This window comes from Achromobacter sp. 1012554356, assembly GCF_059760815.1.
Map to the genome: position 1 here is coordinate 1 of NZ_JCBANC010000102.1, position 12,094 is coordinate 12,094.

Annotated in this window: 12 protein-coding genes; 10 read left to right on the top strand and 2 right to left on the bottom strand. The window is 68.7% G+C overall.

Features of this window, described 5'->3' with window-relative positions:
• Nucleotides 1–197: 197 nt before the first annotated feature.
• On the top strand, nt 198–995 hold the full coding sequence (locus AC6LJW_RS28835; RefSeq protein ID WP_498088913.1) for an alpha/beta fold hydrolase: 798 nt from the start codon (nt 198–200) through the stop codon (nt 993–995).
• 36 nt (nt 996–1,031) lie between these two features.
• Here the strand turns inward: AC6LJW_RS28835 and AC6LJW_RS28840 are convergent, their stop codons facing one another.
• Nucleotides 1,032–2,069 (bottom strand): alpha/beta fold hydrolase, encoded by a 1,038-nt coding sequence (locus AC6LJW_RS28840; protein ID WP_056565298.1) that lies wholly within the window; start codon nt 2,067–2,069, stop codon nt 1,032–1,034.
• A gap of 221 nt (nt 2,070–2,290) precedes the next feature.
• Between AC6LJW_RS28840 and AC6LJW_RS28845 the strand changes: the two genes are divergently transcribed.
• Nucleotides 2,291–3,103, top strand: a complete 813-nt coding sequence (locus AC6LJW_RS28845; RefSeq protein WP_156395146.1) for an alkaline phytoceramidase — start codon at nt 2,291–2,293, stop codon at nt 3,101–3,103.
• Between the two features lie 4 nt (nt 3,104–3,107).
• Here AC6LJW_RS28845 and AC6LJW_RS28850 read toward each other — a convergent pair whose 3' ends face one another.
• Nucleotides 3,108–3,872, bottom strand: coding sequence for a lytic transglycosylase domain-containing protein (locus AC6LJW_RS28850; RefSeq protein WP_056565304.1), 765 nt, complete (start codon nt 3,870–3,872; stop codon nt 3,108–3,110).
• A gap of 279 nt (nt 3,873–4,151) precedes the next feature.
• Between AC6LJW_RS28850 and AC6LJW_RS28855 the strand changes: the two genes are divergently transcribed.
• The 8 genes from AC6LJW_RS28855 (at nt 4,152) to AC6LJW_RS28890 (ending at nt 11,900) form a co-directional block, all read left to right on the top strand.
• Nucleotides 4,152–4,820, top strand: coding sequence for a response regulator transcription factor (locus AC6LJW_RS28855; RefSeq protein ID WP_105237018.1), 669 nt, complete (start codon nt 4,152–4,154; stop codon nt 4,818–4,820).
• A gap of 4 nt (nt 4,821–4,824) precedes the next feature.
• Entirely contained in the window at nt 4,825–6,378 is a 1,554-nt protein-coding gene (locus AC6LJW_RS28860) for a sensor histidine kinase (RefSeq protein ID WP_498088914.1), read from the top strand.
• A gap of 122 nt (nt 6,379–6,500) precedes the next feature.
• Complete coding sequence (locus tag AC6LJW_RS28865) at nt 6,501–6,704, top strand: Flp family type IVb pilin (protein WP_056566940.1); 204 nt, start codon at nt 6,501–6,503, stop codon at nt 6,702–6,704.
• Nucleotides 6,705–6,718: 14 nt separating this feature from the next.
• Complete coding sequence (locus AC6LJW_RS28870; protein WP_056565312.1) at nt 6,719–7,249, top strand: A24 family peptidase; 531 nt, start codon at nt 6,719–6,721, stop codon at nt 7,247–7,249.
• A gap of 95 nt (nt 7,250–7,344) precedes the next feature.
• The gene (cpaB, locus tag AC6LJW_RS28875) at nt 7,345–8,316 is read left to right on the top strand and encodes a Flp pilus assembly protein CpaB (protein ID WP_498088915.1); all 972 of its coding nucleotides are present in this window, start codon (nt 7,345–7,347) and stop codon (nt 8,314–8,316) included.
• A gap of 69 nt (nt 8,317–8,385) precedes the next feature.
• Nucleotides 8,386–9,903: a type II and III secretion system protein family protein gene (locus AC6LJW_RS28880; protein WP_056565316.1), complete on the top strand. Its 1,518-nt coding sequence runs from the start codon at nt 8,386–8,388 to the stop codon at nt 9,901–9,903.
• An 18-nt stretch (nt 9,904–9,921) separates the two neighbouring features.
• On the top strand, nt 9,922–10,623 hold the full coding sequence (locus AC6LJW_RS28885) for a CpaD family pilus assembly lipoprotein (RefSeq protein WP_498088916.1): 702 nt from the start codon (nt 9,922–9,924) through the stop codon (nt 10,621–10,623).
• Between the two features lie 5 nt (nt 10,624–10,628).
• Nucleotides 10,629–11,900 carry a CpaE/TadZ family protein gene (locus AC6LJW_RS28890; RefSeq protein ID WP_056565322.1) on the top strand — a complete coding sequence of 424 codons (1,272 nt, stop codon included), beginning with the start codon at nt 10,629–10,631 and terminating at the stop codon, nt 11,898–11,900.
• The last annotated feature ends 194 nt before the right edge of the window (nt 11,901–12,094 follow it).

A 12,094-nucleotide genomic window follows, 5' to 3' on the forward strand; every position in this document is an offset into this window, starting at 1 on the left:
GGGTTGCTGCCGCCCGGGCGGCGGCAACCCGGCATTCGGGTGTGTGGGCGTCTTGGCGGTGTGCGCTGCGCGCTTGCGGGGTGTTGTGCTGCAGCGCAGCGCCTACGCTACTATTTCGCACTGACCTCGGGAGCGGCTGGCGTGCTGCCGCCGCATTCATGATGCGTCCCGTGCCATCTACTTCGTGAGAACCCTTGATGTCGTCCGTCGAATTTCAAGATGTCTTCGTCCCGGCCGCCGGCGGCCAGCTTTTTGTGCGGCGCTGGACGCCCGCTGCTTCCGCCACGCCTGCCGGCAACGGCGTGCCGATCGTGTTGATGCACGATTCGCTGGGATGCGTGGAACTGTGGCGCGACTTTCCTGAGCGGCTGGCGGGCGCGACGGGCCGCGAGGTCATTGCCTACGATCGCCTGGGGTTCGGCCGGTCCGACCCGTACAAGGGCACGCTGGGCGTGGACTTTGTGGTGCGGGAGGCCATCGAGGGGTTCCGCGCGGTGCGCGAGGCGCTGGAGCTTGATCAGTTCGCGGCATTTGGGCATAGCGTGGGCGGCGGCATGGCGATTGCCAGCGCGGCGGCGTATCCGCAGTCTTGCCGCGCGCTGATTACCGAGTCTGCGCAGGTTTATGCCGAGGAACGCACGCTGGAAGGCATCCGCCAGGCGCGCGAGTCGTTCGCGCAGCCGGGACAGCTGGACCGCCTGAAGAAGTATCACGGCGAGAAGGCGGCCTGGGTGCTGAGCGCGTGGATCGACACCTGGCTGTCGCCGGACTTCGCGGACTGGACGCTGGATCCGCAGCTGGCGCAGGTGAAGTGCCTGGCGTTGGCGCTGCACGGCGACAACGATGAATACGGTTCCACGGTGCACGCCCAGCGCATTGCGCAGTTGGCGGGCGCGCGGCCGCTCATCTTCGAGAGCTGCGGCCATGTGCCGCACCGCGAGATGCCCGAGCAGGTCCTTGCGGCCGTCTCGGGCTGGCTGCCGCGCGCCGGCTGAGCGGCGCGTGGTGTCGCGGTGTGACGCGTGTCCGCGTTACAGGCGCGTGACGCGGAGCACCGCGTCGGCGAACGCCTTCGGCGCCTCTTGCGGCAGGTTGTGGCCGATGCCGACGCCCACGTCGATGTGCTGGTATTTGCCGGTGAACTGGCCGGCGTAGGCGGCGGGTGGGGGATGCGGCGCGCCGTTGGCGTCGCCTTCCATCGTGATCGACGGAATGCCGATCTTGGGCAGTTGGGCCAGCCGTGCCTCGAGCGCGTCGTATTGCGTCTCGCCCTGCGCCAATCCCAACCGCCAGCGGTAGTTGTGCACCACGATCTCGACGTGGTCGGGGTTGTCGAAGGCGCGCGCCGATCGCGCGAACGTCGCGTCGTCAAAGCGCCATTGCGGCGAGGCCAGTTGCCAGATCAGTTTGTTGAAGCTGTCCACGTTGGCGGCGTAGCCGGCGGCGCCGCGCTCCGTGGCGAAGTAGAACTGGTACCACCATTGCAGTTCGGCCTGCGGCGGCAGCGGTTTGCGGTTGCCTTCCTGGCTGCCGATCAGGTAGCCGCTGACCGACACCAGCGCCTCGCAGCGCTCGGGCCACAACGCGGCCATGATGCACGCGGTGCGCGCGCCCCAATCGAAGCCGGCGACGACCGCCTTGCGGATCTTCAGGGCGTCCATCAAGGCAATCATGTCCACGGCCACAACGGCCTGTTCGCCATTGCGCGGGGTGTCGGGCGACACGATCCGGGTGGTTCCGTAGCCGCGCAGATGGGGCACGATGACGCGGTAACCGGCGGCCGTCAGGCGCGGAACGACGTCGATGAAGCTGTGGATGTCATAAGGCCACCCGTGCAGCAGGATGGCGACGGGGCCGTCGGCGGGGCCGGCGTCCACGTACCCCACGTCGAGCGTGCCGGCGCGGATCTGCCGGATGTTGCTGAACGTGGGGACAAGGCCTTGCGGGGCCTGCGCCACGGACTTGGCGATTGCGTTGCCGCCGAGCGCGAGGCCCAGCAGGCTGGCGCCCGCCAGCGAAGAAGTGGTTCCCAGCAGGCGGCGCCGCTGGACGTTGACCGGTTCCGACATGGTGATGCTCCAGAAAGTCTTGTTGAAGGGGACATGACTGCTGGACGTCACTGTGGCGCAGAGCGCCGGGCGTTGGGTGTCGGCATGTACGCGCCGCGCGGGCGGATACACAACGACATAAAAAACCTGCGAACCGCGCGCTGCGAGGGCTGGAGGCGGCCGGGCGGCGCCTTTACTATCACTGCTAGCCGGCACACCCGCCTGCCGGGGGATGAACCCGCATGAGCACTCGATCTGCAGCAACGACGTCCGCCCCCCGTTCGCGCCGCGTGCTGCCCTGGACAGTGGTGATCCTGGTGGCGCTGGGCCTGGCGCTCTACGGGCCGATTCCCCAGCTTGAGCACTATCACGACTTTGCCGACAAGCGCGCGTGGCTGGGCATCCCCAACGCGGGCGATGTGCTGTCCAACCTGGGTTTTGCGGTGGTCGGCTGGTATGGCTTGGCGCTGGTCCTGCACTCGCGCCGCCACCCTGCGCTGGATGCGATCCGGCCCGGCTACACGGTGTTCTTCCTTGCCCTTTTGCTGACCGCCTTCGGGTCCGGCTGGTATCACCTGGTGCCGGACAACGCGCGCCTGATCTGGGACCGCCTGCCCATCGCGCTGCTGTGCGCCGGCATCCTGTCCGCCGTGTGGCGCGAAACCGTGGGCGACGGCCGCTGGGTCGACGTGCTGTGGACCGCGCTGGCGGTGGGCAGCGTGGCGTGGTGGTGGTACACCGATCACACGTCGACGGGCGATCTGCGTCCGTACCTGTTCGTGCAGTTCATGCCGCTGGTGCTGGTGCCGCTGCTGCAATGGCGCAACGGCACACCCATGCGCGAACGGCTATATTTTGGCGCGGCGATCGGGTTCTATGTGCTGGCCAAGGCTGCCGAGCTGCTCGATCATCAGATCTACGACACGTTCGCGTTCCTCAGTGGCCACACCCTCAAGCACTTGTTTTCCATGGTGGCGGGGCTGATGGTGACGCTGAACTTCGCGCATCGCAAGCGCGAGGCGGATGCAACCGTCCTCCCGTTCCCGCCGGCCTGAACCGTTACCGCTTGCGCGGCGGCACCACCATGAAGCCTTCCTCGAACTGCCTGACCGCCTTCTGATCGCCCTGGATCGTCCACATGGAAGGGGTCATGCCGGTGTTGTCCGCCAGCACCGCGCGCGGCGGCGACGCTTGCGGCGATATTGACGCTGCCGGCTGATAGGCCGACATGATCCGGCTGACGTAGTTGCGCGTCTCTTCAAAATTCGGAATCCGGTTGCCGGCGCGCTGCACGGCGCCTTCACCCGCGTTGTAGGCGGCCAACGCCAGCTCCAGGTTGCCGTCGTAGCGGTCGAGCAGGGCGCGCAGATAGCGGCTGCCGGCATCGACGTTCAAATCCAGCTTGCGCAGGTTGGCCTGCAGCACATCGTCCGTGCCGGGCACGCCATATTGGCTGCCGGTCGCGGGCATCAGTTGCATCAAACCGACGGCGCCCTTGGGCGACACCGCCCGCGTATCGAAGCCCGACTCCGCCTGTGCCACCGCGTGCAGCAGGGCGTAATCCAGCCCGTGACGCTGCGCGGCCTGTTCCAGCGCCTTGCGGACTTCCGGACTGGGTTCGGCGGCACGGCGCGCGCCGCGGCCGCCTGCCGACATATCGCGGAACAGCAGCCGGTAGCTGTCGTCGAGCGCGGTGGGCGCAAAGTGCGCCATGCCTTGCGCGTCGAACGACACGTAGACATCGGCGGCAAGGGTAGCGGCGGCGGGCAGCGATAGAAACACCGCGCCCAGCCAGCGGCGGCTTCGCAGAAGAAATGCGGACATGGGAGCAGGAATCAGCCACGGCGCGCTTCAGCCGCCAGGCTATCGGATCAACAGAACGAAGCGAATTCTACAAGAATAACAATCATTCTTATTTACAATAAGATTAAATCTTGTTAACTTTTAGCCCGTTGCTGTTGCGATATGAATCGTGATCCCATAAGCGCCTGGCTCGAAGGCGCAAGCCACACGGCTTACCGGGATGAATTTCTGATGCGTGCGGCATGAGAAGTTCGGCGACAAACGCTGGCGGAATGAAGTCACACGCGAGCGAGGAAATTCATGCGGATACTGTTAATCGAGGACGATAGCAAAGTGAGCTATTGGCTGGCCAGCAAGTTCCAGGCTAGCGGCCACCAATGCGTGCCCGTCGACTCCGGCGAGCAGGCGCTGATCGCCCTGGACCGTCAGGTGTTCGACATTGCCGTCCTCGACCGCATGCTGCCGGGCATCGACGGCATCGAGGTGCTGCGCCGCCTGCAAGGCCGTCCGCACCCGCCCGTCATCATCCTGTCCGCCGTCGACCAGGCCTCGGATCGCGTCGAGGGGCTGCGCGCCGGTGCGCAGGACCACATCGGCAAGCCCTTCGACTTTCTGGAGCTGATGGTGCGCATGGAACTGCTGGTGCAGCGGCACGACGCCACGCCGCCCAACACCGCGCGCCTGTGCGTGCAGGATCTGCAGATCGACCTGCTGCGCCGCAAGGTCACGCGATCCGGCCGCGACATCAGCCTGACCGACAAGGAATTCCTGCTGCTGCGCACGCTGGCCGAGCACGCCGGACAGACCGTGCCGCGCGGCATGCTGCTGGAGAAGGTGTGGGGCCTGCAGTTCGATCCGCAGACCAACCTGATCGACGTACACGTCTCCAAGCTGCGCTCGAAGATCGACAAGGACTTCGCGCAGCCTTTGCTCAAGACCGTGCGGGCCATGGGATACGTGCTGAGCTGATCCGATGAATAGCGTGCCGTTCGATTTTCCTGAGACCTTGCGGGCGCTCAGGCAGGGACCGTTTTCCCGCCTGTTCGGTTCATGGCGCACGTTCTGGCGCGACGGGCGCGTGCCCGAAGCCGCTTCGGAACCGCCGCCCACGCGCACCACCAGCCATTTCCGCTACACCGCGTGCTTCGCGTTCATCTTCCTGCTGGTCACGCTGGGTTCCATCGCCTGGGGCCAGAATCTGCTCGAGCACGTCATGGTGCGGCACGTGAAGGACATGGTCGCGGCCGAAATCCGCGCGCACCAGACGCTGAGCAGCCGCGACAGCGCCTCGGACCTGGCGCGCGCGCTGCGCCAGCGCGAAGCCGCCGTGCCACGCCGCGAGCGCGCGATCTCCGTGCAGGCGGCGGACGGCAGCCTGCTATACGGCGCCGGGGAACTGCTGTCGCCGCTGATGTGCCGGGGCGGGCAGCAACCCTGCCGCGGCTGGCTGCGCGCGTCGCTGACGACGGGCGAAGGCTCCAGCGAATGGCTGGGCCACGCGTCGCTGCTGCCCGACGGTGGCCGCTACGTCATCGCCTACGACATCCTGCCGATGCTCAACCGCATCTATCCGGTGCCGCTGGTCGTGGGCCTGAGCGTCTTCACGGCGCTGCTGCTCAGCCTGGGCGCGGGTCTGCTGTTCAGCATCGGCGCCGCCAACCGCGTCACGCGCATCCGCCAGACGATGGCGCGGTTTGCGCGCGGCGACCAGAACGCGCGCGTGTCGCTGCATGGCAGCCAGGACGAGTTCGACGAACTTGGACACGACGTGAACCAGGCGCTGGAACGCATCGGCTTCCTGATGGAAGAGGTGCGCAATGCGACCAATCACATCGCGCACGAGCTGCGCACGCCGCTGACGCGCCTGCAGCAGCGGCTGAGCAACGCCGCCGAGTCGATGCGCAGCAACCCCGCGGCGGAAGCGGAGATGGCGCTGGCGGAAGAAGAGGTCCGGCGCATCCTGTACCTGTTCCGCACCGTCATGCGCATCAGCGAGGTCGAGACGGGGCGCTGCCATCACGAGCCCGCCGAGCTGGACATCCGTGTCCTGCTGGCCGATCTGCACGACTACTACGACGTGCTGGCCGAGCAGCGCGGGCTGGTGCTGCAGACCCGCATCGAGGACGATCTGCCGTTGATGGGCGACCGCGCGCTGCTGTTCCAGGCGCTGGTGAACCTGGCCGACAACGCCATCAAGTACGCGCCGTCAGGCACGGTGGTCACGCTGCTGGCGCGGCGCCGCGGCGCCTGGATCGAGCTGGGCGCCGCCGACGAGGGCCCCGGCATCGACGCCGACCAGCGCGGCCAGGCCGTGCAGCGTTTCCGCCGGCTGACGCGCGACCGGACGATCTCGGGTCATGGCCTGGGCCTGGCGCTGGTGCACGCGGTGGCGGCGCTGCATGGGGGGTCGCTGGTGCTTGCCGATAACGATCTGGACGCGCATGACCAGGAAGCGCGCGCCTCCTCGCGCGGCCTGCTTGCCGTGCTGCGCCTGCCCTGTAGAAGCGCGGCCGGCAGGAGTTCCTGAACGAGTCTTAATGATTCGCGGGTTGATCGCTAGCTGCAAATGAATCCTAATATCGTCTGCGCAATGACGGCTGTCAAAGCCTTCGTTTTTTCCTTCACGACGATTCTTTTTTGGACTTTTCCGTGACCTCCCGCATCCAACAATTCCTTCGTGACGAAAGCGGCGTGACCGCAATTGAATACGGCATCCTCGCCGCCGCCATGGCCGCCGCCGTGGGCGTGATCTTCGGCTCCGACGGCGCCTTCATCACCGCGCTGCGCGACAAGTTCGGCGCCATCGCCAGCGACATCACCGAAGCCGGCACCGACGCCCGCTCGGGCGGCTGATCGCCGGACGTTTCGTGGCGTACTCCCTGCCCAGCATCATCCTCCTGCCGGCCCTGGCCTGGGTGGTGGTGTCCGACCTGCTGTATCGCCGCATCAGCAACCGTCTGGTGCTGGCGTTGCTGCTGGCATGGGTCGCCTATGCCGGATGGACGCTGGCGCAGGGCAACCCCGCGCTGCGCGCATCGCTGACGACCGGCATCCTGGCCGGCGCGGGCGTGCTGGTGGCCGGGTACTGCCTCTTCGCGATGCGCTGGATGGGCGCCGGTGACGCCAAGCTGATGGCCGTGCTGTGCCTGTGGCTGGGCGAACACACCTTCGTCTTCCTGATCGTGACCGCCCTGGCCGGCGGCGCGATGGCCCTGGCGCTGCCGCTGCTGCGCGCGCTGGAACGGGCGCTGGCGCTGTTCCTGATGCGGATCAACGTCTGGCTGTCCGGCCTTGTCATTCCCACGCCGCACGCCCTGCGCGACGAGCCCATGCAAGGCATTCCCTACGGGCTTGCGATTGCCTGCGGCGCGGTCTTCGTGCTCTGGAGCGCCAGCTAGCTTTCACCCAGGCACGACCATGCGCCGACGGCGCGCCATCAGGGGTCAATGCGCACCTTTGATGCAATTGAAAAGACAAATCACTCCTATTTGCTATGAAGACCCGATCATTGATCCTGCTTGCCTCGGCGATCGCGCTGGCCGCGGGAGCGGCCCTGGTGGGCCGCGCGCTCATGCGCCCGCCGCCTCCCGTGACCATCGTCAAGCAGGTCGAGGCGCCGCGTTCGCCGGTGCGCACGGTGCTGTCGGCGGCCGGACCGCTGGCGCCCGGCGACTTCGTCGCGGGCCGCACGCTGGCGTGGCGCGAACTGCCGGCCGGCGAGATCCGGGCTGAACACTACACCGCCGACACCGACGAGGAACGCCGCAAAGTCGAGCGCACCGTCGCCGGTTCCACGCCCCGGCGCGCCCTGCGGGACGGCCAGCCGCTGACGCGCGACGGGCTGGTGTTCAGCGGCGATCATGGCTTTGTCGCCTCGGTGCTCAAGCCCGACATGCGGGCCGTGTCGATTCCAGCCAGCGCAGTCACCAGCAACTCCGGCCTCGTGTCCGCGGGCGACCGGGTCGACGTGATCCTGCACTTGGAACGCGACACGAGCCAGCCACCCCTGCCCGGCCAGCCCGACACCTCGTTCACCGCGCTGGCGTCGCAGACCATCGTGCGCAACGTGCGCGTGCTGGCACTGAACGGCAACCCGGCCGGCATCGCGCCCGCCAGCAATGCGGCCGCCGACGCCGCCGCCGCGGACAAGAAGGCCACGCCGCCACGCAATTACTACGAAAGCCTCACGCTGGAGGTCACGCCCCGCGATTCCGAGCGTCTTGCGCTTGCCCGCGAGGTGGGTCTGCTGCAGCTGGCGTTGCGCAGCGCGCAGGCCGATACGGTCGACCAGCCGCATGACGTCGTCACCGCGGTCACGCGGGTCAACGACGCGACGGACATCTTCAACAAGCCGCAGCGCCAGCCGGTCGTGGTGCAGACGTTCAAGGGCGAACAGCAGAAAGCGCAGACCTTCGACAAGGCGGCGCCGCAAGCCGCGTCCGCCCCGCAACCCGCCGCCCCGTAAACCATGCGCCCCCAACGCCTGCCCGCGGCGCCGCCCGCGCTTCCCATTGCCCCTACCTCCGTTCACGCCATGATTCACAAGCAGCCCCGCCGCGGCGCGGCCCTCCTGTTGCCCCGCCTGTGTCTGGCCGCGCCGCTGTGCCTGACCGGCGCCAGCGCGCTGGCGGCCCCCGCCGCAGTGCCGAACGAGCGTCCCGCGGTCGACGTCAAGAACAACCCGACGGCGTTGCCCGCCAACCTGAAGAAGATCGCGCCGACCGGCGAAATCACGCTGCACGTGCGCGAAGGCCAGTTGCTGAAACTGAAGTCCGATGCGGCCAAGGTGCTCGTGGCCGACCCGCGCGTCGCCAGCTTCCAGGTGCCGTCACCCAACAACATCTTCGTCTTTGCGCAATCGGTCGGCACCACGACGCTGTACGCGCTGGATGCGCAGGACAACGTCATCGCCGCGATCCGCGTCGTGGCCGAACACGATCTGTCCACGCTGCGCGCGCAGATCCTGCGTTCGGTGCCGGGCGCGGACATCGAGCTGGAACCGTCGCTGAACAACCGCATCATCGTGCGCGGCAACGTGCGCACGCCGATCGAGGCGCGCCAGATCGTCGACCAGGTGCAGGCCTATCTGGACGGCACGTCCGCCGGCGCGCAGGGCGGCGGCGGGGCGCGCGGCGCGGGCAACACCCGCGACGGCGTCATCAACCAGCTCAAGGTGGAGTTGTCGTCGCAAATCAACATCCAGGTGCGCGTCGTGGAAGTGTCGCGCACGCTGTCGCACGAACTGGGATTTGACTGGGCCGCCACGCTCAATTCCGGCAGCGGCGCGTGGGGCATCATGACCGGCAGCGCCGCGCGCGGCTTCGCGCCCGCCACCGACACCATCAATCCGTCGCTGTTCGATTCGGTCACGGGCAAGAACTTCTCCAGCCTGATCCCCGGCCGCACGACGTCGACCTTCGCGGCCGGCGGCATGACCACGCGCGGCCGCTTCACCATGGGCGGCCTCATCTCGGCGCTGTCGGCCGAGGGCTTCGCGTCGGTGCTGGCCGAACCCAACCTGACCGCGATGTCCGGCGAAAGCGCGGCATTCGCGGCGGGCGGCGAAGTGCCGATCGTCATCATCACCAACAACAACGTGCAGATCGACTTCAAGTCGTACGGCGTGATCCTGCGCATGACGCCGACGCTGCTGTCCGCCAACCGCATCAGCTTGCACATCGCGCCGGAAGTCAGCGAGCTGACGGAAGACGGCGCGGTCACGCTGCAAGGCATCTCGATCCCGGCGCTGAAAGTGCGCCGCGCCGACACCACCGTGGAACTGGCCAGCGGCCAGAGCTTTGCGCTGGCCGGCATGCTGCGCTCGACGCAGGCGCAGACCGTGTCCGGCGTGCCGGGGCTGAGCAGCATTCCGCTGCTGGGCCGGCTGTTCGAACACGAGGTATCCGCCAAGGACGAGACCGAGCTGGTCATCCTGGTCACTGCAAACGTCGTCGACCCCGTGGCGGCCGGCGAACTGCAGGTGCCGGGCCAAGGCCTGGCCGGCATCGACGACCTGCTGCCGCCGCAAGCCCCCATCGGCTACCTGTACTGATCGCGCACGAGACACGCCATGGACTACGCCAAGACCCAATCCCCGAATCGGCGCGCGCTGCGCCGCCTGATGCCTGCCGCGCCGCTGCTGCTGGCCCTGCTGCTTACCGGCTGCGGCACGCAGTTGAACGACATGCGCGCCAAACGCTTCGGCGCCGGCCAAGCCGCCAATACACCGACCGTGGCGCCGCGCGCCGTGGCGCTGGCGCTGCAGGCCGCACCGGACGGCAACGGCCTGACGGCCGACTCGCTGAACGCGGCCAATGAACTGCTGACGCGCCAGGGCCGCATCGACGCGCAGGTGCTGACGCTGACGCCGTTCAACGCGCGCGGCGAAGCGCTGGCGCAACGCCTGGCGCAGGCCCTGGCCCGCAGCGGAGCGCGCGCCCCGCGCGTCGAGTCCGTGCCGCGCGACGCGCAGCGCCTGGCTGACGCGGCGCAGGCCGGCTGGGACCTGGAACTGCAATCCGAAGCGCTGACCGTGCAGGCCACGCGCTGCACCGTCGCCAAGCCCAACGACTGGACGATTCATCCGTACTACGGCGTCGGCACGCTGGGCTGCGCGAACCGCGCCAACCTGGCGCGCATGGTCAGCGATCCGCGCGACCTGTCCCGGCCGCGCGCGCTGGAGGGCGCGGACGGCAAGGCGGCCGCTGGCGCCATCGACCGCTACCAGACCGGCGAAATCCGCGACCTGATCGACATCGACTTCGACAACTGACGGCCATGAGCAACACGACACCGACCCGCAACGGCGCGCCCACCCCGGGCCCCGCCGTCTTTGCCGCCCAGGCCGACCTGGCCGTCATCGGCGAACAGCTCGTCCGCCTGCAACGTCCCGCCTGCGCGCTGCAAGCGGGCGGTCCCGCCGCCGCGGCCGCCTGGTGCGCCGCGAATCCGCTGCCCGGCGTGCTGCTGGCCGACATCACCGGCGAGCCGCACCCGATCGCGGCGCTGCTGGAGCTGGCGGCCCTGACCGGCCCCGCGTGCCGCATCGTCGCGCTGGGCGACAAGCAGGACGTGGACCTGTACCGCCAGCTGCTGCAGGCCGGCATTTTCGATTACCTCATCAAGCCGCCACGCCTGGATGTGCTGGCCGACACGCTGGCACGCGCCGACGACGATGCGCCGCTCGGACAGGGCGGCGCCGCGCGCGCCGGCCGTTCCGCCGCCATCGTGGGCGCGGCCGGCGGCCTGGGCGTCAGCACGCTGACCGCCTCGCTGGGCCTGTGGCTGGCGCATTCGCGGCAGACGCCGACCGTGATGGTCGACTTTGATCGGCGCAAGGGCGACCTGCCGCTGCTGCTGGGCCTGGAAGCCGACGCGGGTCTTGCCAGCCTGCTGTCCGCCCCCGACATCGACCCGCGCCTTCTGCAACGCACGCTGCTTGCCGCAGGCCAAGTGCCCGCGCCGCAACAGGCGCAGCCGGCCGCCCGCCTGCAATTGCTGGCCCAGCGCCCCGGTCCCGAAACGCCTTTCGACCCCGAGCGCGCGCTCGAGATCGGCGGCGCGCTGTGCCAATGGTTTTCGCTGTCGCTGTGGGATCTGCCGTCGCACCGTCCCGGCGGCGCGGACGAAGTGCTGGCGCATGCCGACATCCGGGTCGTGCTGACCGAGCTGACCGTGCAAGGCGCGCGCAACACGCATCGCCTGCTCGCCGAGCTGGGCGAAGGCGGCGCCAACCAGCGTCTGGTGCTGGTGGCCAGCGACGCGCGCCAGTCACAGGCCGCCGCGCTGACCGCAACGCAGTTCGAGGAATTCGTCGGCCGGCGTATTGACCAGCATCTGCCCTACGCAGGCCAGGCGCTGGCCGCCAGCCTCTTGAAAGGCCCGCTGTCGCCGCAGGCCGCGCCCGCCTATGCCCAAGCCGTCGCGCAGCTTGGCGCGCGCATCCTCGGCCTGCCCGCGGCCGCGCCCGCCGCCGAGCAAGGCGCGCTGCAACGGCTGCGCGCCTGGCTGAACCGCTCGGCCCCGGCCGGACGCGCGGCGCGCGCCTGATCCCTGCCAGACACGACAGACCGACATCATGCTGCCCCGCCGAAAGCCCGCGCCGTCCTCCTTCCCTTCAGCAGCCGCCGCCGCGCCGGCCATTGCGACGCCCGTTGTTGCCGCTACGGCCATCCCGTCCCCGGCCGCCGCGCAGCCTGCACCCACGCCCACCGCACCCGCCGCGCCGGCCGCCCGGGCACCGC